The sequence below is a fragment of the Paraburkholderia sp. CNPSo 3274 genome, from assembly GCF_024206475.1.
Taxonomy (GTDB): Bacteria; Pseudomonadota; Gammaproteobacteria; order Burkholderiales; family Burkholderiaceae; genus Paraburkholderia.
Map to the genome: position 1 here is coordinate 56,170 of NZ_JAMBPR010000019.1, position 26,088 is coordinate 82,257.

Annotated in this window: 24 protein-coding genes and 2 pseudogenes; 14 read left to right on the forward strand and 12 right to left on the reverse strand. The window is 64.3% G+C overall.

All coding sequences use genetic code 11. From position 1 onward, the window contains the following. The first annotated feature begins 1 nt into the window (after position 1). The 4 genes from M3I54_RS15295 (at position 2) to M3I54_RS15310 (ending at position 4,419) form a co-directional block, all read left to right on the forward strand. Entirely contained in the window at positions 2-1,117 is a 1,116-nt protein-coding gene (locus M3I54_RS15295; protein WP_254337197.1) for a methionine ABC transporter ATP-binding protein, read from the forward strand. Then, complete coding sequence (locus M3I54_RS15300; RefSeq protein ID WP_254337199.1) at positions 1,110-1,766, forward strand: methionine ABC transporter permease; 657 nt, start codon at positions 1,110-1,112, stop codon at positions 1,764-1,766. The genes M3I54_RS15295 and M3I54_RS15300 overlap by 8 nt, the downstream gene beginning before the upstream one ends. A gap of 78 nt (positions 1,767-1,844) precedes the next feature. Then, positions 1,845-3,041 carry an acyl-CoA dehydrogenase family protein gene (locus tag M3I54_RS15305; protein ID WP_375542149.1) on the forward strand — a complete coding sequence of 399 codons (1,197 nt, stop codon included), beginning with the start codon at positions 1,845-1,847 and terminating at the stop codon, positions 3,039-3,041. Between the two features lie 52 nt (positions 3,042-3,093). After that, complete coding sequence (locus M3I54_RS15310) at positions 3,094-4,419, forward strand: Nramp family divalent metal transporter (protein WP_254337203.1); 1,326 nt, start codon at positions 3,094-3,096, stop codon at positions 4,417-4,419. Between the two features lie 135 nt (positions 4,420-4,554). On the opposite strand, the gene flhC is transcribed toward M3I54_RS15310, so the two are convergent. Together flhC and flhD are read right to left on the reverse strand one after the other, a co-directional pair. Beyond that, the gene (gene flhC / locus M3I54_RS15315) at positions 4,555-5,157 is read right to left on the reverse strand and encodes a flagellar transcriptional regulator FlhC (RefSeq protein WP_254337205.1); all 603 of its coding nucleotides are present in this window, start codon (positions 5,155-5,157) and stop codon (positions 4,555-4,557) included. Between the two features lie 11 nt (positions 5,158-5,168). Beyond that, the gene (flhD, locus tag M3I54_RS15320; RefSeq protein ID WP_042266670.1) at positions 5,169-5,489 is read right to left on the reverse strand and encodes a flagellar transcriptional regulator FlhD; all 321 of its coding nucleotides are present in this window, start codon (positions 5,487-5,489) and stop codon (positions 5,169-5,171) included. 860 nt (positions 5,490-6,349) lie between these two features. Between flhD and M3I54_RS15325 the strand changes: the two genes are divergently transcribed. Next, the gene (locus M3I54_RS15325) at positions 6,350-6,811 is read left to right on the forward strand and encodes a universal stress protein (protein WP_254337207.1); all 462 of its coding nucleotides are present in this window, start codon (positions 6,350-6,352) and stop codon (positions 6,809-6,811) included. A 42-nt stretch (positions 6,812-6,853) separates the two neighbouring features. On the opposite strand, the pseudogene M3I54_RS15330 reads toward M3I54_RS15325, so the two are convergent. From M3I54_RS15330 to M3I54_RS15340, 3 genes and pseudogenes are all read right to left on the reverse strand, one after another. Continuing rightward, a pseudogene (locus M3I54_RS15330) lies at positions 6,854-7,717 on the reverse strand (nitrate/nitrite transporter); the annotation flags it as partial. Further along, a pseudogene (locus tag M3I54_RS15335) lies at positions 7,718-8,401 on the reverse strand (molybdopterin-dependent oxidoreductase); the annotation flags it as partial. It lies immediately after the preceding pseudogene. 234 nt (positions 8,402-8,635) lie between these two features. After that, positions 8,636-9,472 carry a helix-turn-helix domain-containing protein gene (locus M3I54_RS15340; protein ID WP_254337209.1) on the reverse strand — a complete coding sequence of 279 codons (837 nt, stop codon included), beginning with the start codon at positions 9,470-9,472 and terminating at the stop codon, positions 8,636-8,638. A 198-nt stretch (positions 9,473-9,670) separates the two neighbouring features. On the opposite strand from M3I54_RS15340, the gene M3I54_RS15345 reads away from it, so the two are divergent. The 3 genes from M3I54_RS15345 (at position 9,671) to M3I54_RS15355 (ending at position 10,841) form a co-directional block, all read left to right on the forward strand. Then, on the forward strand, positions 9,671-9,832 hold the full coding sequence (locus M3I54_RS15345; RefSeq protein WP_254337211.1) for a hypothetical protein: 162 nt from the start codon (positions 9,671-9,673) through the stop codon (positions 9,830-9,832). A gap of 234 nt (positions 9,833-10,066) precedes the next feature. Continuing rightward, positions 10,067-10,501, forward strand: coding sequence for a DoxX family protein (locus M3I54_RS15350; protein WP_254337213.1), 435 nt, complete (start codon positions 10,067-10,069; stop codon positions 10,499-10,501). 70 nt (positions 10,502-10,571) lie between these two features. Continuing rightward, positions 10,572-10,841, forward strand: a complete 270-nt coding sequence (locus M3I54_RS15355) for a hypothetical protein (protein WP_254337215.1) — start codon at positions 10,572-10,574, stop codon at positions 10,839-10,841. 25 nt (positions 10,842-10,866) lie between these two features. On the opposite strand, the gene M3I54_RS15360 is transcribed toward M3I54_RS15355, so the two are convergent. From M3I54_RS15360 to M3I54_RS15375, 4 genes are all read right to left on the reverse strand, one after another. After that, on the reverse strand, positions 10,867-12,336 hold the full coding sequence (locus M3I54_RS15360; RefSeq protein WP_254337217.1) for an MFS transporter: 1,470 nt from the start codon (positions 12,334-12,336) through the stop codon (positions 10,867-10,869). 127 nt (positions 12,337-12,463) lie between these two features. After that, on the reverse strand, positions 12,464-13,765 hold the full coding sequence (locus tag M3I54_RS15365) for an MFS transporter (protein WP_254337219.1): 1,302 nt from the start codon (positions 13,763-13,765) through the stop codon (positions 12,464-12,466). A 433-nt stretch (positions 13,766-14,198) separates the two neighbouring features. Next, on the reverse strand, positions 14,199-14,468 hold the full coding sequence (locus M3I54_RS15370; protein ID WP_254337331.1) for a hypothetical protein: 270 nt from the start codon (positions 14,466-14,468) through the stop codon (positions 14,199-14,201). 207 nt (positions 14,469-14,675) lie between these two features. Next, positions 14,676-15,008 carry a hypothetical protein gene (locus tag M3I54_RS15375; RefSeq protein ID WP_254337221.1) on the reverse strand — a complete coding sequence of 111 codons (333 nt, stop codon included), beginning with the start codon at positions 15,006-15,008 and terminating at the stop codon, positions 14,676-14,678. A 225-nt stretch (positions 15,009-15,233) separates the two neighbouring features. Here M3I54_RS15375 and M3I54_RS15380 point away from each other — a divergent pair, with 225 nt between their 5' ends. Beyond that, entirely contained in the window at positions 15,234-18,404 is a 3,171-nt protein-coding gene (locus M3I54_RS15380; protein ID WP_254337223.1) for a transglycosylase domain-containing protein, read from the forward strand. 77 nt (positions 18,405-18,481) lie between these two features. Here the strand turns inward: M3I54_RS15380 and M3I54_RS15385 are convergent, their stop codons facing one another. Both M3I54_RS15385 and M3I54_RS15390 read right to left on the reverse strand, forming a co-directional pair. After that, a complete protein-coding gene (locus M3I54_RS15385; RefSeq protein WP_254337226.1) occupies positions 18,482-19,030 on the reverse strand; it encodes a glycine zipper family protein in 549 nt (182 codons plus the stop codon). A gap of 25 nt (positions 19,031-19,055) precedes the next feature. Further along, a complete protein-coding gene (locus M3I54_RS15390) occupies positions 19,056-19,454 on the reverse strand; it encodes a hypothetical protein (protein ID WP_254337228.1) in 399 nt (132 codons plus the stop codon). A gap of 836 nt (positions 19,455-20,290) precedes the next feature. Here M3I54_RS15390 and M3I54_RS15395 point away from each other — a divergent pair. Genes M3I54_RS15395 through M3I54_RS15410 form a run of 4 tightly spaced genes read left to right on the forward strand, consistent with a single transcriptional unit; the run spans position 20,291 to position 23,941 of the window. After that, positions 20,291-22,009, forward strand: coding sequence for a PAS domain-containing methyl-accepting chemotaxis protein (locus M3I54_RS15395; RefSeq protein WP_254337230.1), 1,719 nt, complete (start codon positions 20,291-20,293; stop codon positions 22,007-22,009). Between the two features lie 15 nt (positions 22,010-22,024). Further along, positions 22,025-22,921 carry a protein-glutamate O-methyltransferase CheR gene (locus tag M3I54_RS15400; RefSeq protein ID WP_254337232.1) on the forward strand — a complete coding sequence of 299 codons (897 nt, stop codon included), beginning with the start codon at positions 22,025-22,027 and terminating at the stop codon, positions 22,919-22,921. Continuing rightward, positions 22,914-23,234: a hypothetical protein gene (locus M3I54_RS15405; RefSeq protein WP_375542150.1), complete on the forward strand. Its 321-nt coding sequence runs from the start codon at positions 22,914-22,916 to the stop codon at positions 23,232-23,234. The genes M3I54_RS15400 and M3I54_RS15405 overlap by 8 nt, the downstream gene beginning before the upstream one ends. An 11-nt stretch (positions 23,235-23,245) precedes the next feature. Further along, complete coding sequence (locus tag M3I54_RS15410) at positions 23,246-23,941, forward strand: chemotaxis protein CheW (protein ID WP_254337234.1); 696 nt, start codon at positions 23,246-23,248, stop codon at positions 23,939-23,941. A gap of 21 nt (positions 23,942-23,962) precedes the next feature. Here M3I54_RS15410 and M3I54_RS15415 read toward each other — a convergent pair whose 3' ends face one another. Further along, positions 23,963-24,688, reverse strand: a complete 726-nt coding sequence (locus M3I54_RS15415) for a TetR/AcrR family transcriptional regulator (protein WP_254337236.1) — start codon at positions 24,686-24,688, stop codon at positions 23,963-23,965. Between the two features lie 194 nt (positions 24,689-24,882). On the opposite strand from M3I54_RS15415, the gene M3I54_RS15420 reads away from it, so the two are divergent. Then, the gene (locus tag M3I54_RS15420; protein ID WP_254337238.1) at positions 24,883-26,064 is read left to right on the forward strand and encodes an isovaleryl-CoA dehydrogenase; all 1,182 of its coding nucleotides are present in this window, start codon (positions 24,883-24,885) and stop codon (positions 26,062-26,064) included. The last annotated feature ends 24 nt before the right edge of the window (positions 26,065-26,088 follow it).

Consider the following 26,088-nt stretch of genomic DNA (forward strand, 5'->3'; position numbering starts at 1 on the left):
GATGATGAAATGGTTCGGGGCGGCGCGCTTTATCGAGGCGGGGCCGGCGGCGGGTGAGGCGGCACGCGATGCCGATGCATCGCAGCCTGCGGTGGTGTTCGAAAACGTCGGCAAGACTTACGCGCCAGGCGCGCAGGCGGCGCTCGCGGGCGTTGACTTGCGGGTGGCGCGCGGCGAAGTGTTCGGCATCATCGGGCGCAGCGGCGCGGGCAAGTCCACGCTGCTGCGGCTCGTGAACGGGCTCGAAAAGCCCACGAGCGGCGGCGTGCGCGTGAACGGCGTGGACGTGGGTGCACTCGACGAGCGCGCGCTGGTGGCGCTGCGGCGGCGCATCGGCATGGTGTTTCAGCACTTCAACCTGCTATCCGCGAAAACGGTGCACGACAATATCGCACTGCCGCTGAAAATCGCGGGTGTGCCGAAGGCCGATATCGAGGCGCGCGTGAACGTGCTGCTCGATCTCGTCGGTTTGAGCGAACGACGCGACGCCTGGCCAGCGCGCCTTTCCGGCGGCCAGAAGCAGCGCGTGGGTATTGCACGCGCGCTCGTGCACGAGCCCGACATCCTGCTGTGCGACGAGGCGACTTCGGCGCTCGACCCGGAAACCACGCGCGCGATTCTCGCGCTGCTGCGTGATATCAACCAGCGGCTCGGCGTCACCATCGTGCTCATCACCCACGAGATGGAGGTGATACGCGACGTTTGCGACACGGTCGCGGTGATCGAGCGCGGCGAGGTGGTGGAGCAGGGGCCCGTGTGGCGCGTGTTCGGCGATCCCCAGCACGAAGCGACGCGCGCGCTCTTGCACACGCCAGGCCACGAGTTGCCCGACGACCTGGCGGCGCGTATTCACGCTTCGCCGCAAGGGGGCGCGCACGCGCTGTTCGACGTGCGCTTCACCGGCGAAGCGGCGCAAGAGCCCGAACTCGCGACGCTCGCGCAGGCGTTCGGCGCGCAGGGCGTGCGGTTCGTGCATGGCGGTATCGAGCGGATTCAAGGGCGCGCACAAGGGCGGCTAGTCGTTTCCGCGCCGGTGCTAAACGCCGCCGAGGCCGCGTCGCTGGCCGAGCGGGCGCGTGGGTATGCGAGCCGCGTGGAGGTGCTGGGCTATGTCTGACGTGTGGATCACCGAACTCCTCGAAGGCATACGCGACACTTTGCTGATGGTCGGCGTATCGGCGGTATTCGCACTGCTGATTGGTATTCCCATCGCGCTGCTGCTCGTCACGACCGCGCGCGGCGGCATTCTGGAACGGCCGGCGCTCAACACCACACTAGGCGCGCTCGTCAATGCGTTCCGCTCCACGCCCTTCATCATCCTGCTGGTCGCGTTGCTGCCGCTCACGCGCTTCCTTGTGGGCACGACGATCGGCGTGTGGGCTGCCGTGGTGCCGCTTTCCATCGCGGCCATTCCGTTCTTCGCGCGCGTCGCCGAAGTCAGCTTGCGCGAAGTCGATCGCGGCTTGATCGAGGCGGCCCAGGCCATGGGCGCGCAGCGCCGCCATATCGTGTGGCATGTGCTGCTGCCCGAGGCGCTGCCCGGCATGCTCGGCGGCTTCACGATCACCGTGGTGGCGATGATCGGCTCTTCGGCGATGGCGGGCGCCGTCGGCGCGGGTGGTCTCGGCGATCTCGCGATACGCTACGGCTATCAGCGTTTCGACACGACGGTCATGGTCACCGTGATCGTGCTGCTGATCGCGATCGTCGCGACGGTGCAATTCACGGGCGACGTGCTGGTGCGGCGTCTTTTGCGGCGAATCTGAGAGGCGTAAGCCGCTCGACATGACGCGCGCAGCCCGCTTGCTGCGCGCTTCGCTTTCAGGGCATCACATTCGGGAAATATGGGTATGAACGAAGCACAGCGCCCACGCGGGCAGGAACAGGACGCGCGTTTCGCCGCGCTGCTCGAAGCGCTGCGCGCGAACGCCGCGCAACGCGATCTCGCAGGCGGTCACGCTGCCGCCGAAAAGCAGCGCATTGCCGACGCCGGGCTGCTCACGCTCGCCGTGCCGCGCGAATTCGGCGGGCAGTTCGGCCAGGACGGCGTGCGCTGGAGCGGCATCTACGCGACGATCCGCGCGCTCGCGCGCGTCGACAGCGCGCTTGCGCATCTGCTCGGCTTCCAGTGCCTGCAGGTGGCGAGCGTCGAATTGTGGGGCAGCGCGGCGCAGCGCGCGAACTGGCTGCAAGGGACCGTCGAGCATCGCTGGTGGTGGGGCAATGCCGTGAACCCCATCGACACGCGGCTCGTCGCACAGCCGGACAGGGAAGGCGGCTGGCGTCTGCATGGCAAGAAGGGATTCTGTTCGGGCACCTACGGTTCGCAGATGATGACCGTGAGCGCGCACGATCCCGCCACGGGTAGCCCAGTGTTCGCGGTCGTGCCTACCACGCGTGCCGGGATCACGGTACACGACGACTGGGACCCGATCGGCCAGCGTCAGACCGATAGCGGTACGGTATCGTTCGAGAATGTGGAGGTGCGCGCCGCCGAGGTGATGGAGCGCCCCGACTCGCCGCGCGCCACGCTGCGCACGCTGGTCTCGCAAGGCGTGCTGACGAATCTCTTCGTGGGCCTCGCCGAAGGCGCGCTCGAAGAAGCGCGCGCCTACGTGCTCGCGAACGCCCGGCCGTGGGTCAATTCGGGTGTGCAGCACGTGGCCGACGACCCGTTCCTGCAGCAGCGCTTTGGCGAAATGCGCGTGCAGTCGCTCGCGGCGGCGGTGTTGGCGGATCGTGCGGGCGCGCTCTTCGACGCCGCGTGGGACGAAGGCGAGGCTTTGAGCACGGCCACGCGCGCCGAAGTCTCGCTCGCGATTTCGGAGGCGAAGATCGTCGCGCATCGCGCCGCGCTCCAGGGCGGCGAGCAGCTCTTCGAGGCGTGCGGCGCGCGCGCGACGGGCGCGGCGCTCGCTCTCGACCGTTTCTGGCGCAATGCGCGCGTGCATACGCTGCACGATCCGCTCGACTACCGGCTTCGCGACGTGGGCCGCTATACGCTCTTGAGAGAAGTGCCGCAGCCGACGCTGTACACTTGAGGGCCCGATCGCGTCACGTGCCGCGACGCGTCAACCCTTGAGGATCGAACCGTTGGACTTCCGACTACCGACCACGGCAACGGCGCCGTTTTGCCCGTCCGAAGTGCAGGGCAGCATCGAGGTTTCGCCGCGCGCGCCGTTCTGGAAGAAGTTCTGGCAATTCGCGGGTCCCGGCCTGCTGGTGTCGATCGGCTACATGGACCCGGGCAACTGGGCCACCGACATCGAGGCGGGCTCGCGCTACGGTTACAGCCTGTTGTTCGTGGTCGTGCTCTCGAGCCTCGCGGCGATCGCGCTGCAATGCCTTTCCATGCGCCTTGGTATCGTCACGCAACGCGATCTCGCGGAGCTTTCGCGCGAGCGCTATTCAAGGCCCGTGGCGCTCGGCCAGTGGGTGCTCGCCGAGGTTTCGATCATCGCCTGCGATCTTGCGGAGGTACTGGGCGGCGCGCTCGCGTTCCACCTGCTGCTGGGCTGCTCGCTGATGGTGGGCGTAGTGCTCACTGCTTTCGACACGCTCATTGTGCTGGGTTTGAAGGGCAAGAATTTCCGCTCGCTCGAGGCGATCATGGCCGGGCTCATCGCCACAATAGGCTTGGGCTATGTGATCCAGCTCGCGCTCGTGAAGCCGCACTGGCCCTCGGTATTCGCGGGCGCGGTGCCGTCGTGGCACGCGATTTCCTCGGTGGAGCCGCTGTATCTGGCGATCGGCATTCTCGGCGCGACCGTCATGCCGCACAACCTCTACCTGCATTCGTCGATCGTGCAGACGCGCGCCGTCAAGCGCGACCATGCAAGCCTCGCGCAGGCCATCGGCCTTTCGCGCCTCGACACGATCGTCTCGCTCCTGATCGCGCTGCTCATCAACGCGGCCATCCTGATTCTGGCCGCGGCGGCTTTTCACGCCAACGGGCACACCCAGGTCACCGATATCGAACAAGCGTACAAACTGCTCGCGCCGGTCGTCGGCACGGGCGCGGCGGCAGTGCTGTTCGCGATCACGCTGCTTGCTTCCGGGCAAAGCTCGACGTTCACGGGCACCGTGGCGGGCCAGGTCATCATGGAAGGCTTCCTGCAGATGAAGATTCCGTGCTACCAGCGGCGGCTCATTACGCGCGTGCTCGCGCTGATCCCCGCCTTCGCGGGCGTCGCGCTGCTCGGCAACGGCGCGGTGGGCAAGCTGCTGGTGGCGAGCCAGGTGGTTCTGAGTCTGCAACTGCCGTTCGCGCTCTGGCCGCTCATCCGCATGACGAACGACCGTGCGCTGATGGGCGAGTTCGTCAACCGGCTCCCCACGCGCTTGTTAGCGTGGTTCCTGTTCGTCGTGATTTCGGCGGCGAACCTGTGGCTCGTCTGGCAGACGTTCAGCGGAAACTAGAAGCGGGAAAGATGTAACAGGCGCGCGCCACGAAGGCGGCAAGTGGAAAGCGCTTCGCCGTCCGGTGCGTTCAGGCACCGGACGGTTTCGCGTCTTGGTCTCTCGTCCGGTTAGTCCGGATCTGCTCTCCTACGCTTACGCAGCCTCGGCAATGCCATCCGACGTTACCACTGCCGGAAGGTCGCTCTCGGTCTGCTCGGCGCCCCGTCGCGCTGCAGCCGCCTTTTTCGTCTTGCCGGCTCGCGAAGGAGGCTGGCATGCGCCGCACACGACGTTGTGCTGAAGGTCGTGGCGATGCGCGACGAATTTACCGCCACAACGGCAGCAAGGCGTCATCTGCAGAATATCGGCATCGAAAAATCGCACCAGGGTCCACGCACGCGTCAGGTCGAGCGCCGGCTCGACCCCGCTGTGGCGGCAGTGTTCCAGATACAGCCGGAACCCCTTGGTGAGCGCGTCGAGATGCGAACAACGCGCTTCGTTCTTGAGGAACAGGTACGTGTTATAGAACAGCGAGGCGTGGATGTTGGCCAGCCACGTCATGTACCAGTCCGCCGAGAACGGCAGCATACCTTTGGGTGGCGATACGCCACGGATCTCGCGATACAGGCGGATCATGCGGTCGCGCGAGAGCGTGAGTTCGCTTTCGAGCACCTGCATGCGCGCGCCCAGCTCGATCAGTGCGATCGCCCGGAATACTTCCTGAGCGTCTTCGGTGAGGCTGCGCCGCGTAGTCATGGACGTCACCCTCAGGCGAATTGACCAGCCGGCTGTCCCGCAAGCAGGATGGCCGCATGGGTAGCCGCCACGTCGGCATGCCTGGAAGTCTGCGTAAGCGCGGACAACATCGCATGATCGTCGAAGCGGAAAAAACAGAGAAGTTGGTCGGAAGAGGCCAACCTGACGATCTGCGCGAGCGACAGAGCGCCAAGCAGATCGGCCAATTCCGACGACAGTCCCAGTCGGAACATGCCGACCGGCTTGTCCTCGCGCAGCATGCGCTGTGCGAGCATCAGATACGACAAATTAATTTCGCGGATAGATTCCAGCGTCTCGCTGCTACGGTCCATTTCTCTAGTTTCCGAAGCCCCGAATTTAACCCCCCGGCTTTTTCGCCGTTGTATCTTTTCTGCTCTTGTGGTCGATCTTCGCTCTTTGGCTCGATCTGACTCTTTGATACAGGTTGTTACATCTCGTAACAACCTTGGAGGGAATTGTATGAGGGCTTATCTTAGAAATCAATCCCTCGGATCAAAAATAATCGTACTGTTGTAAATTATTTTCGGTAAGTTTTGCTGCAATTTGATACCTGGGTTGCGGCAAGTCGCCGCGACTCTGATCGGGTCGGGCAAACAGGCCGTAGGACCTTGGTTTATCGGGGTTTCCGCCAGATCGTCGATGCATGCCCGACGAATCGCCGAGCGACGGAAAACACCGCCCGGTGGAATAAACGTTTAGAAAGGAGTTGGGTTGACAGGTAAAAAATGCGGGCCTGCGGATTAATACCTATGACGATTAAGTTGTAACAGGTGTTTCGATCCAGGCGACCTGTAACAGGGCAATGTGTAACTGAGATGTTACGAGTGCGGATGGCGGCAGACGCCGTTGGTTTTTGGAAAATATGCAGGCTGGATATTGCGCAGAGATCGCGCTTGTGAAACGTTTGCGATCCGCTGGCGAGGCGCAATCCAGGTCGGGCCGGATTTTTTTGCCCCGATTCAGTTCAGCAAGGACGCCGCTTCGATGAGCGCTGCGAGTAGCCAGGCGATTTCAAAGTCGTTGTCAACAACCATCGCGCCTCCTATACCGTATACGGCGAGGGCCGATATCCCACTTATATCATGTCATGATATAAGTGGGATAATGAAAGCGGCATTTTGGGTACGGCGCATTTGCCCGTCCGGCGCCGGGAATCATCGGGGGAGGAATCATGGCCTCGTTCAACAGGATTCTGCTGTGTTACGACGCAACGCGCGAAGGCCGCCGGGCTTTGCGTGAGGGCGCCGACCTTGCGCGCGAATGCCACGCGCAAACGCATTTGCTGGCCGTGCTCGACCAGGCGCCGCTGCAATGGGGGACGGATATCGCGTCCGCCGTGCCGTTCGAAGCCGCGGAAGAGGCGGCGCGCGAGATTCTGCGTGAGGGGGTGGCGTGCCTGCAAGACAAAGGGCTCGCGGCAACGGGGCACTTCGTGGTGGGCCGGCCGATCGACGTGATTGCGAGTTACTTCGCGGAACTCCTGCCCGACCTCATCGTGGTGGGCCACCACCGGCGCGGGCCGTTCAAGCGCTGGTGGGATGGGCGCGACGATCGCCTGCTGCTCGACCGCGTGTCGTGCAGCGTGCTGGTTGTCACCGCGCCGGATCCGGAGCCCGCGAAAGCGGCGGCCTGAGCCGCCACGACGCCCGAGATGCACAGGTAACCACTGTGGCGCTCAGGCGTTCAGTTGGCCAAGAATCGGTGTGCGCTTGACTTCGGAGATGTAGAGCAGGATCAGCGAGACCCACACGACACCGTAGAGCAGCATAAAGCAGCTCGAACGGATCTTGAGCCAGTCGAGCAAGATGCCGAACAGGATCGGCAGCAGAAAGCCGCCCAGGCCGCCCGTTAGCCCGACAATGCCGGTCACGATGCCCATGTTGGTGGGAAAGTCGTCGGCCACATACTTGAATGTCGAGGCCATGCCGAACGCGAACACTGCGCCCAGCACGAAGGCCACCGCAACGAAGCCGAACACCGGCATGCTGATATGCAGCGCCGCCTGGCCGTCGATCGTGTGGATCACGAAGTCCGTGGGCGGGTACGAGAGTATGAAGAGACAGATCCACGCCACCCACAGGCCCCACCACGTGACCTTGTGGGCGCCGAGCTTGTCGGCGAACACGCCCCCCACGGCACGCAGGATCGAGCCCGGCAGCGAAAAGCCGGCGGCGAAGGCCGAAGCCATGACGAGCGACATGCCGTACTCGGCCTTCAGGTATTGCGGAATCCACAGCGAGAGCGCCGTGAAGCCGCCGAAGGTGATCGAGTAGTACTGGCACAGCCGCCACACGCGCGGGTCCGCCAGCACCTTGAACGAGTCGAGCAGCGAGCCGCTCGACTTGCCGGCGCCGAAAAAGCCCATGGCGAAGCCGCGTTGGCTGGGCGGGAAAAAGCGCGCGACATACGGCGTACCCACCGCGAACGAGGCGCCCACGCAGCCGAGAAAGAGGCCGATGAGCAGGAATTGCCACAGCTCGCTCGCGTAACTGACGAGATACACGGGCACGGCGCAGACCACGAGCAGCGTGGTCATGACGGGGTCTTCGAGCGAGCGGCCAAGCTCCAGCGGATTGCTCATGAGTTGCGGAGCCGAAGGTAGCCAGCCCATGCGCTCGGCGCGCACGTTGTAGTCGATCGGCGCGCCGTGGTAGTCGGCCTTGTTCGCGAGCGGCGAAAGCAGGTCCGTGGGGTTCATCGGGTCGTAACGCCACTGGTCGGTGTGCGCGTAGAAGAGCGGCGTGGCGTTCATCTGGCGCGGCGGGCGGCTCCAGTCGAGTGCGAACGCGAGTGCAGTCCAGCCTGTTTGCGGGCGCAACTTTTCCTGGCCCACGTAATGCGACCAGCCGCCACCGGACTTGCCGACGCAGCCGCACATCACGAGCATGTTGATGATGGCGCGATACGCCATGTCCATGTGGAACCAGTGATTGATGCCGGCGCCGATGATCACCATCGAACGGCCTTCGGTCTTGTCGGCGTTCTCCGCGAACTGACGCGCGACGTTGATGACGTCCGCGCGCTTCACGCCCGTAATCGCTTCCTGCCACGCGGGCGTGTAGGGCACGTCGTCGTCGTAGCTGTGCGCGAGGTCCTTGCCGCCCAGGCCCTGGTCGAGCCCGTAGTTCGCCACGAAGAGATCGTAGACGGTGGCCACGAGTCGCTCGCCGGCGGGTGTCGCCACGCGCCGCACGCCGATGCGGCGGCTCAGCACCGGCCCGTGCGAGGCGGCGCGGCTTTTTCTGGATTGCATTGTCGAGTCAGGAACGACTCGTAAATCAGGTGCAAAAAGAAGCGCGATTTTTTGTAATTGATTGAGATTTACGCCGCCGTAATACTTTGCTGCACGCTGAATATCACAATCGTTGCGTGCGCATGAATCTAGAATGATTATTCCCGCTCGTTTCACGAGCCCGACATATTTTCCGGCGCACTCGGCGCGGTCGGCTTCCGCGCATCAACGCGCGTGGTCGCGCAATGCCTGAGCGGTTTGCGGATCGGCGGGAAAGAACGCTTCGATTGCCAGTTCGGAAAGCGTGATGTCGACCGGTGTGCCGAAGACGGTGGTCGTGCTGTAGAACGCCAGTTCGCCAAGCACGGTGCGCACGCGCAGCGGCACGGCAATGTGATGGTGATGGGCGATCGGCTCGGCGCTCGCGTTCGCTATGCCCGGTGGCGTGGGATACGCCGCGAGTTCCTCGTGCAGCGCGGCGAGCACGGGGTCGGCGCTCGCGTCGATCTGACGTTGCAGGCGCGTGAGCAGATGCGCGCGCCACGCGTGCCAGTTGACGATCCGCGGCGCCATGCCCTCGGGATGCAGCGAAAGCCGCAGCGCATTGATGGGCGCGGCGAGCAACGCAGGCGAAGCGTCGCCGATGAGCGGCGCGAGCGCGCCGTTCGTGGCGACGATATTCCAGTGGCGGTCCACGGCCACGGCGGGATAAGGCTCGTGACCGCGCAGTACGAGATCGACAGCCTCACGCGCGGCGGCGAGCTGCGGATCGTCGAGCGCCCGCTCGCGATAGAGCGGCGCATAGCCCGCCGCCACGAGCAGCGCGTTGCGCTCGCGCAGCGGCACATCGAGCTGCTCGGCCAGATGCATGACCATCTCGCGGCTCGGCAGCGCGCGGCCCGATTCGACGAAGCTCAGATGGCGCGTCGAAATCTCGGCTTCGGTTGCGAGCAGCAACTGGCTCATGCGCCGGCGCATGCGCCAGTCGCGCAGCATCTCGCCGACGCTGCGGCGCCCGGTGCCGGACGGCGCGGCAGGGAGGATGGAAGCAATCGTGTTCATGCTGCCGATTCTAGCGAAACGCGTGAGGAAGGCGATTACGTCTGAGGTAAAGAAACAGTGGAGCGCGGCCGACAACGGATATATGAAAACCTCGGGTTTATGTCCCTGCTGCATTCGTGTACGACGTTTACCCTGTGCCGCGCTATCGCCTAGAATGAAAAGTCTCACGGACTGTGGCGTCGCGCAGAGGAGACTGCCATGAGGGAAACCGTTGCTGCTTATCTGATCGGGCCAGGCGTCATGTTGCTGGTGTGTGCGGCCATGTGGGCCGTGTCGCGCCGCAGCAGAGGCACGCTCGAGGCGCGCCTGACTCGCTGGCTCGACGCGCATCGGCCGCACGGCATGCGTCACAAGCATTGAGCGTGCCAGCGCCGCGGTGGTTTGCGCGATGGTTCGAGTGCATCGCGAACGGATCGCGACATGGTTCGCGAGGCAGATTTCATAGCATTCCGAATCAATTCCTGAATTAATTCGTCTCGCTCCGGCGCATGGCGCGCTCTTGTGCGTACCGCCTCGTCTGCCATTCCCACTTCACGTCGAGGGAACTGAGCGTGCGCCTCGCGGTCATTCCGATATTGCATACCGGAGCCCTCCATGACCCGTCCCGCCGATTCCTTCATCATCTTCATCGCCCGCATCGCGCTCGCCATTCTGTTTCTCTGGGGCGGTGCCTTGAAGCTGCTGGGATACGCGGGGTTCGTCGGCTACCTCCATTCGAAGGGTGTGCCGTATGCCTCGTATGGCGCGATCGTGGCGACGGCTATCGAACTGCTCGGCGGCATTGCGCTCGTGCTGGGCGTGCGCATGCGCGCGGTTGCGTTCCTGCTGGCCGTGTACGCTATCGTCACGGCGATACTCGGCCACGACTTCTGGAACATGACCCAGGCCACCGCGCAACAGGACGCGGTCATTCACTTCTGGAAGAACGTAGCGATCGCGGGCGGCTTCCTGCTGCTGACCGTGACGGGCGCGGGACGTGCTTCCATTGATGGCATGCGCGCACCGCGCGGCGGCGGCCTGCGAGGCTGACGCCTTCGCGTGGCGAGGCGCGAGTGTTGAATCACAACCACCGGGCAACCGGGTGTAGAGGGAGCAGGCCTTGATACAGAACTTCGACTTCAACGTGGCAGGCAAGACCGAGCAGTTCTGCGCGAGTCTTGCGGAAGACGGCACGCGGCGCGTGTTCATCAGCTACGCGGATTCCGCGAAGACGCTGGTGATCCTCGACGCTACCGGGCTCATCGGCGCGCTCAAGGCAGACCTCGAGGAGCCCGACCAGCTGATCGCTCACGCCATCCGCAAGGCGCAACACGATGGCTTGATCGCCCGCGCAATCGACTCCGGCGCGATCCAGGAGGCGTCGCTGTAGTTCGTCAGGCCGGCTCGCTATTGCGTCAGCGCGATTCCGATTCGTTCATCCGTGCCGGCTCGACGCGGCGCACGCCCACATGCGCCGGCTCGGTTCTCACGAACCAGGCCAGCCCGGCCGCCGTGAGCAGGAGCGCCGTCGAGACCGTGGTTTCGGCACGCAGGCCGGCCACCACCTGCGCCGCGCCTGCCCCGCCCGCGAGCGCGCCGAACGCCGCCACCCCTACCGCACCGCCCGCCTGACGCGCCGTATTGAGCAGCGCCGAGGCCGTCCCTGCGCGCGCCGGCTCGACCGAGGAGAGCACGGCCGTGGTCATCGCCGGCACGGCCAGACCCATGCCAGAGGGAATCAGCAGGAAGGCTAGCAGCACGAAGGCGAGCGGCGTCGAGGCATCCACGCTGATCAGCAGAGCGTAGCCCGCACCCGCGATCAGCGCGCCGACGATCATCGGCCGGCGCGTGCCGTAATGCGCCACCACATGGCCGCTCACGATGTTCGAGAGCAGGAAGCCGCCGGTGAGCGGGATGAACGCGAGGCCCGCCTGCAATGGCGTCTCGCCCCGCGCATGCTGCAGATAGAGCGCGAGCACGAACACAGTGCCGTAATACGTAAGATTCACGCAGATACCGAACAGCACCGCCGCGCTGAACGTGCGGTTGCGCAGCATGGCAAGCGGCACCATGGGGTCGCGTGCGCGCGCTTCGAGCGAGACGAACGCGGAACCCGCGACGATCGCGAGCGCAAAGCCGCCCGCCACGGCCCAGTGCATGAAGCCGAGCGGCCGCCATTCGATCACGGCGCCCGTAGAGGCCGTGAGCGCCACGATGGCGAGCAGTTGGCCGCGCACGTCGAGGCTACGCACGGCGGGCGCGCCGGCGGCGTTGGCATCGTGTGCATGGCGGCGCGGCGCGGGAATCCAGGCGAGCGCGGCCCAGAAGCCCGCCGCGCACAGCGGCAGGTTCACGAGGAAAATGCTGCGCCAGCCGAACGCCGCGATCAGCAGACCGCCCGCCACCGGGCCGGCGGCGATCGAGACGGCGCCGGCGGCGGTCCAGAAACCCACTGCGCGCGCCCTGAGCGCCCGGTCGTGGCGGCACGCTTCGTTGAGCAGCGCGAGCGAATTGGGCAACATGGCGGCGGCGCCCGCACCCTGCAGCGCACGGGAGGCAATCAGCATGAACGGATTGGCCGCGAGCCCGCAGGCCAGCGAGGCGAAGGCGAACACCACGAGCCCGGCGGCGTAGAGGCGTCGCGCCCCGTAGCGGTCGCCGAGCACGCCGCCCGAGAGCATCAGCACGGCGAAGGCGAGCGTATAGGCGTCGACGATCCATTGCAGGCCCGCGACGCTCGCATGGAGATCGGTTGCGATGCGCGCGAGCGCGATATTGACGATGGTGACGTCGAGCTGCGTGACGACGAAGCCAACGCTGACGGTCGCGACGATACGCGTGAGCGCAGGCGTGAAACGGACGGGGGTGGGGTGTGAGGTATTCATGCGCCCATGGTAGGACGCTCGCCGGCTTCGACGTTTCAGCGCGAGGTGAATCGTCGAAGCCGCCGGCAAAATGGTGCCGGACCAGTGGCGACCGTCCAGTGTGCATTCAGTGCGCACTGCCGCGCACTTACTGCTCCCGATGCGCGTCCTTGAAGAACAGCGTCGTGATCGCACCGAGTACGCAAATCGCGGCCACATACCAGGTGGGCGCGAGCGGCGCGGACTTCATCAGCAGCGCGACGACGATCGGCGTGAGGCCGCCGAACACGGCGTACGCCACGTTGTACGAGAACGAGATGCCCGAGAAGCGCACCACGGGCGGGAACGCGTTCACCATCACATAGGGCACCGCGCCGATCGTGCCGACCAGCAGCCCGCAGAGTGCATAAAGCGGCATGAGCATCGAGGTGTCCACGGCGATCTGCCGGAACAGCGCGTGGTACGCGATCGCGAGGGCAATACCGCCGATGGCCAGAACGCGGCGCGCGCCGAAGCGGTCCGCGAGCGCGCCCGCGCTCACGCAGCCCACCGTGAGGAAGAGCGTCGCCACGCAGTTCGCGAGGAGCGACGTGGTGGCGTCGAGATGGAATTGCTTCTGCAGTAGCGGCGGCGTCATGAGGATCACGACGACGATGGCGGCCGAAAGCATCCACGTGAGCAGCATCGAGACGATCACGGCGCGGCCGTGGTCGCGCAGCACGGCCTTGAGCGGAATTTCGTCGGCGAGCGACTTACGCGCCTTCATCTCCGCGAACACGGGCGTTTCGTGCAGCCACTGGCGCAGATACACCGAGAACATGCCGAACAGCCCGCCAATCAGGAACGGAATGCGCCAGGCATACGCGGCGATGTCGCTCGGGGCGTAGTGATGATTGACGGCCGCGGCAATCAGCGAGCCGAGCAGGATGCCGAACGTGAGGCCCGCCGTGAGCGTGCCGCATGCATAGCCGGTATGGCGGCGCGGCACGTGCTCGGAAACGAACACCCACGCGCCCGGCACCTCGCCGCCCACGGCTGCGCCTTGCAGCACGCGCAGCGCGAGCAGGAGCACGGGTGCGAGCACGCCGATCGTCGCGTAGGTGGGCAGGCAGCCCATGGCGAGCGTGGGCAGCGCCATCAGCAGCACGGAGAGCGTGAACATGCGCTTGCGGCCGAGCAGGTCGCCGAAGTGCGCCATGACGATGCCGCCGAGCGGCCGCGCGAGGTAGCCCGCCGCGAAGATACCGAAAGTCTGCAGCTGGCGGAGCCAGTCGGGAATCGTTGCGGGGAAGAACAACTGGCCGATAGCCGGCGCGAAGAACACGAAGATGATGAAGTCGTAGAACTCGAGGGCGCCGCCGAGTGCGGCGAGCCCGAGCGTCTTGTAGTCGCTGCGGGTGAGCGCGCGCGCAGCGACAGGCGTGCGCACGCCAATTTCTGTTGCTTGCATTTCCGAAAAACCAGGATGTTGTTATGTACGACGTTGTATGTAGCGCGTGCGGAACGCGTCTGGACGTCCGTGATGGCCGAATTTGCCTGGTGCGCGCGTGGCGCGGGGGCGGCGGTCGTCGGATAAGCGGGTGCAAGGGTGGGGCACCGCAACAGGTCTGCGAGGGTGGGCGGACGTGCGACGACTTCAGGCCAGAGCGCGATTCTACAGGAAGCCTGGAAGCTGCCTGAGGCGCGCCAGATACGCGAGCGTCAGAACGCTGACGCGCCGCTGTGGGAAAACGATCAAGCGGGGTGAGGCGCTCGCCGCCGAAGGCGCGGAGCTCGAGTCGGCTTGAGGCGAAGCGCTCCGATTCTGTAGTTCGATAAAAAAAGACGGCGGCACGCCATGCGTGCCGCCGTCTTCATTGTTTGATGCGTTGCGCGCGGCAACCTCAGCGCGCGAGGCCGAGTCCTTGCAGCACGGCGTTGCCTTCCGTCGTGAGGCGGATGCTCGGGGCACCGGCGTCGTCCTGCACCTGCTCGACGAGGCCGGCTTCCTTGAGCATCGGAATCTCCGGTTTGGCGTGCGCGTCGATCGGCGCATGCAGCAGCAACAGGAGGGTCGCAAGCTCGTGGTGGCTCAGCAACCGGCGCAACAAGGTGCGGCGAGCGGGCTTCGCGCCGGGCGTTGCCTCGCTGTCGACCTGACTTGTCGCCTGGATTTGCGGATCTTGCTGTTTCACGGGACCTCCTGCAGCGTTCGTTTCTTCTGGGTGAAGCGATGATGCGGACGAAGACTTAAGCGATTCTTAAAACGCCCGGCGAAAATGTGTCATCGCGCTACACGGCGCGCATTTATGTAAAAGTCCGTAATAGAGGGTGCGAAGCGCCGCGCGGCTGCTGCCGGGCAAAAACGGCCCGTCAAAGGCTCAAGGCGCGCAGGTTTTGCTCGCACCCTCGATCCACAGGTTCGAGACGTGGCGTTTGCCGGCGTAATAGCGGTAGGTCGTCGCGCCATTGTCGGTGCGAACCTTGATGACGTTCGAGTCGCCGAACTCGAGCATCTGGCCTTGCGGCAGCGGCGAGGTGGTAAAGCTGGCGCCGTGACGCGAGGCTTCCACGGTCAGGCACGAGATCACGTCCTGGACCGACCGGTTGGTTGTGGAATCGATGACCGGCTGACCAGCGTCCGGGTTGCTCTGAAACCACGCGCACGCGCCGAGCGTGAGCGAAAGGGCAAGGGGCACGGCAAGCTTCTTCATATTTCTCGGTATCCAACGAAATAGCGAATCATTATATCGGCAGCATGTCCCGTGCCACGGGGCTGGCGCAAAATGCCGCAAAACTGTCACGCGCCTGGCATAGGTGTTGCGGCAGTGCGACGTGCGTGCGGAGCCCTACACACCGGCACGCAAGAACCTACGGAGCGAGATAGACTATCTGAGGGGTGCCGTCTGGAAATCTGACGTGACGTCAGGAGAATACGCATGAACCGCCCATCGGTACGCTTTCCTGCTCGCGCCGCTGGCGCTGGCTCACTCTTCCGGTGGGTCAAGTGGGGATTCGTCGTCGCGTTTCTCGCCGCCCTCGTCATCATCGCGCGCATCGTTCAGATCGAAATCGATACGTCGCGCCTGCAAGCCCGCTACCTCTCCGAACTCACGCGCGACATAGGCTTTACGGTCGAGAACGGGCCGAGTCACAGCATCCGCTTTCCCACCACGAACGGGCCATACGACGTGCGGCTCGGCTATGCGCAACTGCCCACCTTCGAGAACCGGCTTGCGGAACGCGGTTTCGCGATCGCGGCACAGGCGCGCGATTCGGACCGCATGATCGCCGTGGCCGACGAGGGGCTTTTCCTGCCCTTCGATGAAAAAGATCAGGCCGGGATCGTGCTGCGCGACGCGTCGGGTGCGACGCTCTTCCATACGCGTTATCCGCAGCGCGCGTACGAGAATTTCGACGCGGTGCCGGCCGTGGTGCGCGACTCGCTGCTTTTCATCGAAGACAAATACCTGCTGGCCCAGGACCAACCGAACCGCAACCCGGCCATCGACTGGGGGCGCTTTAGCCGCGCGCTCGTCGACCAGGGTGCGCGCCTCGTGAACCAGCATCAGCAAACGCCGGGCGGCAGCACGCTCGCCACGCAGATCGAGAAGTTCCGGCACTCGGCGGGCGGCCGCACCTCCACGCCGCCGGAGAAGCTGCGCCAGATCGCGTCCGCTTCGCTGCGCGCTTATCTGGACGGCCCGCAGACCATGCCCGCGCGCCAGCAGATTCTCGTGCACTACCTGAATTCGGTGCCACTTTCCGCCAAGCCGGGTGTGGGCGAAGTCAACGGTCTCGGCGACGGCCTTGCCGCCTGGTATGGGCGCGACTTCCGCGACGTCAATCGTATCCTGCGCGCGCCGCTTACGCCCGAGACGCTCGACGCGCAGGCGCTGGCGTTCCGCCAGGTGCTCTCGCTGCTGATCGCTCAGCGCGCGCCTTCGTACTTCCTGCAAAAGAACAACGACGGACTCGCGAAGCTGACCGACAGCTATATCCGCCTGCTCGGCGCCGGCGGCGTGATTACGCCGGCGCTGCGCGACGCCGCGCTCGCCACGCAGCTCACGCTCGACCGCTCGAAGCCGTCGCAGCGCGTGCCGGTTTCATTCGTGGAGCGCAAGGCGGTGCTGACGCTGCGCACCCAGCTCATGCAGGCGCTGGGCCTGACGACGCTTTACGACCTCGACCGCCTCGATCTCACTGCCACGGCCACGCTCGTCGACAGCGTGCAGCAGGCCGTGGGCGACCGCCTTGCCGACGCCGCGACGAAGGACGGCGCGCGCCAGGCGGGTCTGGTCGGCTTCGAGATGCTGCGCCCTTCCGACGATCCATCGAAGATCGCGTATAGCTTCACGCTGTTCGAGCGCAGCAACGGCGAGAACCTCGTGCGCGTGCAAACGGACAGCGTGAACCAGCCGTTCGACATCAATTCGGGCGCACGCCTGAATCTGGGGTCGACGGCGAAGCTGCGCACGCTCGTGACGTATCTGCAGATCGTGAGCGCGCTGCACGCGCGCTACGCGGCCGATGACGCCAAGTCGCTGCGCGCGATGCTGCCGCAAGTCGATCCGAGCGACGCGCTCACGCGCTGGGCGATCGACTATCTTTCGAAGACGTCCGACCGCTCGCTGCATTCCATGCTGGAAGCGGCCGTCGAGCGCAAGTACTCGGCCAACCCGGGCGAGACGTTCTACACCGGCGGCGGCGCGCAGAGTTTCAATAATTTCGAGTCGAGCGACAACGCGCAAATTCTCACCGTGCACCGCGCGTTCCAGCATTCGGTGAATCTGGTGTTCGTGCGGCTCATGCGCGACATCGTTCACTACGAGATGATCCAGACTTCGGGGCCACCCGCGCAATGGCTCGACGATCCTGTCGTGCGCACGGGTTTTCTCACGCAGTTTTCCGATGGCGAGAGCCAGGTTTACATGAAGCGCTTCTACACGCGCTACGCGGGCAAGAGCAGCGACGAAGCGCTGGCGATTTTGCTGCAGCACACGCGCAAGGGCCCGGCGCGCATTGCGACCGTGCTGCGCAGTGTGAACCCCGACGGCAAACTGCCGTGGTTCGATGCACAGATGCGCGCGCAACTAAAGAACACAAAGTTCCAGTGGCTCGACGACGAAGACCTCGCGCACTACTACGATAAATACGCAATCAACAAATTCAATCTCAACGATCGCGGCTATATTGCGGGCATTCATCCGCTCGAACTGTGGCTGCTGAATTACTTGCGCGCGCATCCAGATGCGACGCTCGCGCAGGTCCAGCAGGTGAGCCGCGACACGCGCCTTTACACCTATAGCTGGCTCTTCAAGACGAAGTATCACGCTACCCAGAACCGGCGGATTCGCCACATGATCGAGTTGCGCGCGTATGACGCGATCGGCAAGTCCTGGCGCGCGGTCGGTTATCCGTTCGACAGCATCACGCCGTCGTTTGGCGCCGCGATCGGTGCTTCGGGCGACCGGCCCGCGGCGCTCGCTCAGCTCATCGGCCTGATTTCGAGCAATGGCGAAAAGCTGCCGACGCACAGCTTCGAGTCGCTCGACTTCGCGCGCGGCACGCCTTACGAGACGCACTTCGTTCATGCATCCACGCCGCCGCAAGCGCTCGTTTCGCCGGATATTTCGCAAGTGGTGCGCGAGCTGCTGACGTCGGTGGTGGAGGGCGGCACGGCCAAGCGCCTCGCCGACGGCATGACGCTCCCCGACGGCAAGACGCTGCCGGTCTACGGCAAGACCGGCACCGGCGACCAGCGCTTCAACGTGTACGCGCCGGGCGCGCGCCTCATCGAATCGCGCAAGGTGAACCGGAGCGCGACCTTCGTGTTCGTGATCGGCAACCGTTTCTACGGCACGCTCACGGCATGGGTGCATGAGCCGTATGCGGCGCGCTATACGTTCACGAGTGCGCTGTCCGTGCAACTGCTGAAGTCGCTCGCGCCCGTGTTGCAGCCGCTGCTCGAATCCAGGTCCGGCACGGGCGGCGATGCGAAACCCGATCCTGTCCACGCCGCGCAGCAGATGACGCTCATCGACCCGCAATCGGGCGAAATGCGCCGTGTGGTGTGGAACGGCAATGCGCTCGAACTCGAGCCGCGCTGATTCAGGTTATTCGGAATCCAAAGGAAAACGCGAGGCTTCGCGCAGATGCGCCAAGCCTCGCGTTCTTCTTTGTGCGGTCAATATCCGCTAGGCGGCGGAGGCGGCGACCCCGGCGGGGGCGGCGGCAAATAGCGCGGTTGCGGCGCTGTCTGGAACTGCTGCTGTGGCGCCTGGAACTGCTGGGGCTGCGACATCGTCATGTTGCCAGGCGCCGGTATGCGGTTGCCGGTGGCGTACATGCATTGCAGATAAGCGTAGTCGTAACGGCGCTGCACGTCCCACGCGGAACCCTGTGCGTTGCCCATGCCGACCGCACTGCCCGCTAGCAGGCCCGCGCCCGCGCCAATGGCCGCGCCCTGGCCACCGCCAAATGCGGCGCCCGCGGCCGCGCCGAGCGCCGTACCGACCACGGCGCTGCCCAAGCCGGCGCCGGTTGCGGCCTGGTTCGTGGTGACGCCGCCTACCTGCTGAAAGGCGAACTGGCGGCAATTCGCGTCGTCGGCGCGGAACTGATCGAAAGTCTTGCCCGTGCCAGGCAGCGCCATCACGCTCGGCCCCGTGGGCGTCACGGCGCATGCGCTCAGCAGCCCCGCGGTGGCGAGTAGCGCGAGATACGTGTATTTCATTTGCGGCTCGATATCGTCAAGGGGTTCAGTTCGAAGGCGCCGGCTGGGCGGGAACCGCGCGCCAGCCCGACGCACATTGCTTTACATAGGGATAGTAGGTTTTCGACTCGTCGCAGTAATACCAGGTGTCGGCGTTTGCCTGCTGGTCGCCCGCTGCATCGCCAGGCGGGGCGTTGACGGGGCCCTGCTGCGGGTCCATTGCGGGGGCGCCGGCTTGCCCCTGCTCGATGTAGTCGGGCGCCTGCGGCGGGGGCGGCGCGACGATGACGGGCGGCGGCCCGTAGTAGTAGGGCGCGGGCGCGACCGGGTAGTAATACGGCACGCCGGCGCCGAAATACACGCCGACACGCGCCGCCTGTGCTACGCCGCACACGCCGATAAGCGCGGCCGCAGCGGCCCCGAGAAACAGTTTCGACCTTCTCACACACGATCTCCAGAAACGGGCAGGCTGGGGCAACGGCGTGCGCCAGCCAATTATCGAACGCTATGACATTGGCGGAACCAATGCAATTACGGGAGTTGCACCGATTTTTCGAGTTGTTACAGAAGGCGCATGGCTGGCGGGGCGCAAAGGGCGCCCGGAGCGCGTACGGCGCGCAACGGCACGCTTCGCGGCCCATATTTCACAGAAATGCGCGCAATGCGGCACGCGCGTACGTCGCCCGTTTGTAATAATTGGATAGATGTAGGCTTTTCGTCAGATTGTCATGGACTCCTCGCGCCTCACCGCTATAGCGCGCCGCCGTGCGCTTTTATAATTAATAAGGAATCCGACATGAATGAGGGTCTTGCTTGTCTCGTCGCGATGTCGCTGCTCATGGCGCGGGCCGCGCGTCGGCGGCTATGCGGCGTGCATGGATCGCGAGTCGCACGAGCAATATCCGAGACGAAAGCGCATTGTAAAGTGCGTTTTTTTTAAAAAAGTCGAATAAGTCGGATCTAAAACGTTTTCAATGTCCATTGCATGAAATGGCATTTTATTTACGAATTTATCATTAAATGGGGATTCGGATTGAAGCGCTTGCGTCTCATGGAAAAATCGTCACGCAATTGCGAGTGAGTGCCCAAACGAAAACGTTTGCCTTAGCACAAACCACTGGTCAAGTTACCCAAATAGTGAGCCGTTAAAGCACAGGAAGAGGCGCAGCATCCATGCGCCACGAGCACTACAAAAAAATCCGAGAGAAATCGCCCGAGCCTGACGGCGGCACGCCGCAATCCGATTTGCATCGAAAGCGAGACCAATACGAGGGCAAGACTATGGAACAATCGACACCGGATCGTCAGATCGAATTACGCGAATTAAGCGCAGTCAATGCGGCGCTAAATCGTGTGCAGGCTGTAATCGAATTCGACCTTCAGGGCACCATTCTTCACGCCAACGAAAATTTTCTCGCGACACTCGGCTATACGCTCGAGGAAGTGCGCGGCAAGCATCACCGGATGTTCTGTGATCCTGATTATGCTCGTACCGAGGCTTACCGCCAGTTCTGGGAGCGGCTTGGCCGCGGCGAGTTCGACCGCGGCGAATACCGGCGCGTGGGGCGCGGCGGCCGTGAGATCTGGATCAACGCTTCGTACAACCCGGTGATCGACGAAAGCGGCCGCCCTTACAAGGTCATCAAGTTCGCCACCGATATCACTGCCGTCAAGCAGCAGCACGCGGAATACGAAGGACGCCTGCGCGCCATCGACAAGGCGCAGGCGGTGATCGAGTTCGACACGGGCGGCATCGTGCTGCACGCGAACCAGAACTTCCTCGACACGCTGGGCTATCGCCTCGAAGAAATTCTCGGCAAGCACCACCGTTTGTTCTGCGAGGAGCCGTACGCAGCCAGCCCCGACTATCGCGAGTTCTGGGCCAAGCTCAATCGCGGCGAGTTCGACGCGGGCCGTTACAAGCGCATCGCCAAGGGCGGCCGCGTGGTCTGGATCCAGGCGACCTATAACCCCATCTTCGACGTGAATGGCCGCCTCTACAAGGTCATCAAGTTCGCCAATGACGTGACCGCCCAGGTCGAACTCGAAGAGAGCGTGCAGCGCCGCGCGCAAGACGATCAACGCAAGGTCGAGAAACTGCTTGGCGTGGTGAGCCGCGCGGCCGCCGGCGACCTGACGGGCGACGTCGAGGTGCATGGCGAGGAGCCGATCGACCAGCTGGCCTCCGGCATCAAGGGCATGATGAGCGACCTCGCGAGCGTGATCGGCAAGGTGGTCGAATCGGCGGGCACCTTCAAGGACTCTTCGCAGGACATCGCCGCGCGCGCGGACACCGTGGCGAGCGGCGCGCAATTGCTCGGCGCGACGGTCGAGGAAATGAACGCGTCGATCGAGGAACTCACCGCTTCCATCAACTCGATCGCTGACAACTCGCGCGGCGCGGACCAGCTCGCCAAGGACACGCAACAGGAAGCGGAGCGCGGCGCGAAGGCCGTGACGCGTTCGATCGAGGCCATGGAGCTGATCAACCGCTCGTCTGAGGATATCGGCGAGATCATCAAGGTCATAGGCGAGATCATCAAGGTCATTGGCGAGATCGCCAGTCAGACCAATCTGCTCGCGTTCAACGCGGCGATCGAGGCCGCACGCGCGGGCGAACACGGCCTCGGCTTCTCCGTGGTCGCCGACGAAGTGCGCAAGCTCGCTGAACGCTCTTCGCAGGCAACAAAGGAAATCTCGAAGCTCATCAACGAGTCGGTGAAACGCGTGGCGCAGGGCAGCGAAATTTCGAAGCAGGCAGGCGAGGCGTTCGAGAAGATCGTGGCTGGCGTGAGCCGCACGACCCAGGCCATTTCGGAAATTTCATGCGGCGCGGACGAGCAGCTCATTGCGGCCCGCGAAGTGAGCACCGCGATCCAGCAGGTGGCCGAGGAAACCGAGAAGTCGGCGGGCGCGTGCGACACGATCGCGCGCGCGGCAGCGTCGCTCAAGGGCGGAGCGCTGGGTCTCGACACGACGGTGGCGCGCTTCGTGGTGTGAAGTCCGGAGGTTGTAGTGGATATCGATCAGGATGCCGAATTGTCGGTGCGTAACGCGCTGTTCGATCAGGTGCGCCGACATACCGGCATTGCGATGAACGAGCGCAAGTGGACCATGCTCAAAGGCCGCCTGCGCCGCCGCATCATGACGCTCGGGCTGCCCGACTATCGCGACTACTTGCGCGTGCTCGACGGTAGCACGGACGAGGTGCGCGACTTCATCGATCTCGTGACGACGAACGAGACGTCGTTCTTTCGCACGCCGCGCATTTGGGAGTATCTCGCGCGCGAATTCCTGCCGCGATGGGCTGCGAAGCGAATGGGCGAGCCCTTGCGCGTCTGGTCGGCGGCGGCCTCGAGCGGCGAGGAAGCGTGGACGACGGCCATGCTCTGCGAGGAGTTCCGTTTGCAGCATCCCGCGCTGCGTTATGCGATCGTCGGCACCGATATCTCGGACGGCATTCTTGCGAACGCGCGTGCCGGCAACTACGCCGGCCGCAGCATGGAGAGCCTGCGCCAACAGCGGCCGGAACTCGTGCCGCGGTATTTCCGTGGCGACTCGGCGGCAATCAGCGTGAACGAGGCTTTGCGCTCGCACGTGAGCTTTCGCCGTCACAACCTTTACGACGTGCCGCGCGATCTGGGCCCGTTCGATCTGGTCTTGTTGCGCAACGTACTGATCTATTTCGATCTCGAAGGCCAGAAGGCCGTGCTCGCCAACGTTCGGCGCGCGATGCGGCCAGGCGCCGTGCTGATCGTGGGCGAGTCCGAATCGTTGAGCCGTGTCACGGCCTCTCCTGTGGCGCTCGCGTGGGACATACGGGCTCGCGCACTGTCTGCTGCCCGAGCCCGTAGGAGGCGCGCCGGCCGCCGGCGCTTCGCAGGCCGGCAACGGCGCGAAGTATGTGATTGAAGCCTTGCCGAAACTGCTCGCCATGATGCACGCGGACGAGGCCCGCGAAGGCGATATCGAGGCCGTGCTCGCGGGCGGCGCGAACATGATGCACCATCGCACGACGATCCACGAACCGATCGGAGAACTGAACGTTCGCATCGCGCGCCAAATGCTGGCGCACGCACGCCTGAAGCTCGTGCACGTCGACGTGGGCGGCGAGTGCGGACGCCAGTTGACCATCGACTGCGAGCAGCATCACTACGCCGTACGCCATTTCTCGCGGTCGCTCGAGCCGCAGTCGTCAGCTACGCCCTCGCAGTTGCGAGGATAAGGAGTCACCCGATGAGTCTACGCACGCTTGCCGCCGGTCCGAACGTCGAGCTGTACGGTTCGTTCCATCTGGCGGGCACCGAACTGGCGCTGCCGGTGGCCGCCTTGCAGGAAGTCGTCAACCCGCCCGAGACGCTCACTGTGAACGCGGATGCGCTGTTTGCCAACGAGCGCGTCGTTGCGCTGGCTGGGGGTCATCGCGATCTGTATCGAAACGCACTTGCGCAGGCGGCGCAAAAACGCGGCGCAGGCACGCGGCAAACGCTCGTCACGTTCCGCATCGGCCAGTTGATCGGCGTGCGGATCGCCCAACTGCGCGAGGTGATCGACTATCGCGACGACATCATGCATACGCCAGGCCTGCCCGGCGTCGTGCGCGGCATGCTGAACCTGCGCGGCGTGCTCGTGACCGTGATCGACGTGCGGGCGATGTACGGCATGCCGCCGTACGAGGATCTCGCGGTTGCGAAGATGCTCATTGTCGAATACGAGAGCGAGAAGTACGGACTGCTTGTCGATTCGATCGAGGATATTGTGACGCTGACCGGCTCGGCCCAGCTTACCTTGCCGCAGGCGTTCACGCGCAACGAAGGCATGCGCGTGCACAACGATATGCGCGAAGCCGTGGAACTGCCGGGCAAGGGCACGCTGATGCTGCTCGACCCTGCTTCGCTATGTGCGCGCGTGGCCGAGGAAGCGGCGGTCTGATTGCCGGCCAGGGCGCGCCGGCTAGCGCGCGGCGCGTTCGCGCTCGAGCCGGCGCACGGCTTCGCCCACGTCCTGGCTGAACTGCGCGAGCGCGGCGAGTTCAAGATTGGGCGGCTGCAGCGCAGACCAGAGTGCGTCCACGAGGCGCTCGGCGGTGGCGTCGATGTCGGTGCGGCGGTTGGCGAGCGTTGCGTCCCACAGCACATGCTCCATGGGCCCGAACACCAGCGAACGCAGTAGCCGCAGCGGCAGGTCGTTGCGGATCTGTCCGCTTTCCTGGCCGCGCGCGAGCACGCGCATGAGCGGCGCCGTGTAGCGGCGCTGCATTTCCGTGAGCGCTTCGCTCAGATCGTGGTGCCGCGTGCGGCCTTCCGAGAGCACCAGTTCGCAGATGCCGGTACCGCTCTCCAGCATCAACTGCAGATGCATGCGCACGATGAATGCGAACTGCTGGCGCACGGTGGCGTCGCGCGGCAGGCCGCCTTCGATCGCGGCGATCGATTCGTCATACCAGTCGCCGATCACGCGCGCACACAACTCCCGCTTGCCCCGAAAGTAGCTGAACACCGTCGCCTCGGATACACCCAGGCGCTGGGCGATCTCGGCCGTGGTGGCGCGTGTGTACCCTTTTTCCGAGAACACTTCGCGCCCCGCCTGCAGGATCTCGCGCACGCGCTGCTGCGACTTGCGGCCCGCCGGCTGGCGGCGCGACGCGGGCAGGACGGCTTTCTGGGCCACGGCTTCCATATTGAGCTTGATTCAATTTACGTCAAAGTGGAATTCATTATCCATGAAAGAAACGCCGCCAGACAAGGGAATTTCATCTGTACGACAACTTGAGCGTCACTCAGAAATACCTATTGACGTTAACGTAAATCTGGCGTGAAATGTGCGTCCATGGGGCGAAGCAACGCCCGGTTCGAGATTCCCTGGAGACACACATGAGCAACGTACCCGGTTTGCAGTTCCCGCTAGGCGAAGAAGTCGAAATGCTGCGCGACAGCATCGCCGGCTTCGCGGCGAAGGAAATCGCACCGCGCGCGGGCGAAATCGACCGCACCGACCACTTCCCGATGGACCTCTGGCGCAAGTTCGGCGACCTGGGCGTGCTCGGCATGACGGTCTCGGAGGAATACGGCGGCGCGAACATGGGCTACACGGCGCACATGGTCGCGATGGAGGAAATCTCGCGCGCGTCCGCATCGGTCGGCCTTTCGTACGGCGCGCATTCGAACCTGTGCGTCAACCAGATCCACCGCAACGGCAGTGAGGCGCAAAAGCGCAAATATTTGCCGAAGCTCGTTTCCGGCGAGCACATCGGCGCGCTCGCCATGAGCGAGCCCAACGCCGGCTCGGACGTCGTGAGCATGAAGCTGCGCGCCGAAAAGAAGGGCGACCGCTACGTGCTCAACGGCACGAAGATGTGGATCACCAACGGCCCGGATTGCGACACGCTGGTCGTCTACGCGAAAACCGACCCCGAAGCGGGTTCGCGCGGCATTACGGCGTTCATCGTCGAGAAGGGTATGAAGGGCTTTTCGGTTGCGCAGAAGCTCGACAAGCTCGGCATGCGCGGCTCGCACACGGGCGAGCTGGTGTTCCAGGACGTGGAAGTGCCCGAAGAGAACATCCTCGGCCAGCTCAACGGGGGCGTGAAAGTGCTGATGAGCGGCCTCGACTACGAGCGCGCCGTGCTGGCGGGCGGTCCCACCGGCATCATGGCCGCGGTCATGGACGCGGTCGTGCCGTACATCCACGACCGCAAGCAGTTCGGCCAGGCCATCGGCGAATTCCAGCTCATCCAGGGCAAGGTCGCGGACCTCTATACGACCTACCAGGCGTGTCGCGCGTATCTCTACGCGGTTGGCCGCCAGCTCGACACGCTGGGCAAGGATCACGTGCGCCAGGTGCGCAAGGACTGCGCGGGCGTGATTCTCTACACCGCGGAAAAGGCGACGTGGATGGCGGGCGAAGCTATCCAGATCCTCGGCGGCAATGGCTATATCAACGAGTATCCGGTCGGGCGTCTCTGGCGCGACGCGAAGCTCTACGAAATCGGCGCGGGCACGAGCGAGATTCGCCGCATGTTGATCGGCCGCGAGTTGTTCGCGGAAACAATGTAATCCTAAGCAACTCACGGTAACGAA

Coding starts and splice junctions, on each gene's coding strand:
- M3I54_RS15375 (WP_254337221.1), bottom strand. CDS start 15,008: ATGAAGAAGCTTGCCGTGCCCCTTGCCCTTTCGCTCACGCTCGGCGCG.
- M3I54_RS15295 (WP_254337197.1), top strand. CDS start 2: ATGATGAAATGGTTCGGGGCGGCGCGCTTTATCGAGGCGGGGCCGGCG.
- M3I54_RS15365 (WP_254337219.1), bottom strand. CDS start 13,765: ATGCAAGCAACAGAAATTGGCGTGCGCACGCCTGTCGCTGCGCGCGCG.
- flhC (WP_254337205.1), bottom strand. CDS start 5,157: ATGACTACGCGGCGCAGCCTCACCGAAGACGCTCAGGAAGTATTCCGG.
- M3I54_RS15325 (WP_254337207.1), top strand. CDS start 6,350: ATGGCCTCGTTCAACAGGATTCTGCTGTGTTACGACGCAACGCGCGAA.
- M3I54_RS15305 (WP_375542149.1), top strand. CDS start 1,845: ATGGGTATGAACGAAGCACAGCGCCCACGCGGGCAGGAACAGGACGCG.
- M3I54_RS15350 (WP_254337213.1), top strand. CDS start 10,067: ATGACCCGTCCCGCCGATTCCTTCATCATCTTCATCGCCCGCATCGCG.
- flhD (WP_042266670.1), bottom strand. CDS start 5,489: ATGGACCGTAGCAGCGAGACGCTGGAATCTATCCGCGAAATTAATTTG.
- M3I54_RS15420 (WP_254337238.1), top strand. CDS start 24,883: ATGAGCAACGTACCCGGTTTGCAGTTCCCGCTAGGCGAAGAAGTCGAA.
- M3I54_RS15410 (WP_254337234.1), top strand. CDS start 23,246: ATGAGTCTACGCACGCTTGCCGCCGGTCCGAACGTCGAGCTGTACGGT.
- M3I54_RS15300 (WP_254337199.1), top strand. CDS start 1,110: ATGTCTGACGTGTGGATCACCGAACTCCTCGAAGGCATACGCGACACT.
- M3I54_RS15380 (WP_254337223.1), top strand. CDS start 15,234: ATGAACCGCCCATCGGTACGCTTTCCTGCTCGCGCCGCTGGCGCTGGC.
- M3I54_RS15415 (WP_254337236.1), bottom strand. CDS start 24,688: ATGGAAGCCGTGGCCCAGAAAGCCGTCCTGCCCGCGTCGCGCCGCCAG.
- M3I54_RS15340 (WP_254337209.1), bottom strand. CDS start 9,472: ATGAACACGATTGCTTCCATCCTCCCTGCCGCGCCGTCCGGCACCGGG.
- M3I54_RS15345 (WP_254337211.1), top strand. CDS start 9,671: ATGAGGGAAACCGTTGCTGCTTATCTGATCGGGCCAGGCGTCATGTTG.
- M3I54_RS15385 (WP_254337226.1), bottom strand. CDS start 19,030: ATGAAATACACGTATCTCGCGCTACTCGCCACCGCGGGGCTGCTGAGC.
- M3I54_RS15360 (WP_254337217.1), bottom strand. CDS start 12,336: ATGAATACCTCACACCCCACCCCCGTCCGTTTCACGCCTGCGCTCACG.
- M3I54_RS15395 (WP_254337230.1), top strand. CDS start 20,291: ATGGAACAATCGACACCGGATCGTCAGATCGAATTACGCGAATTAAGC.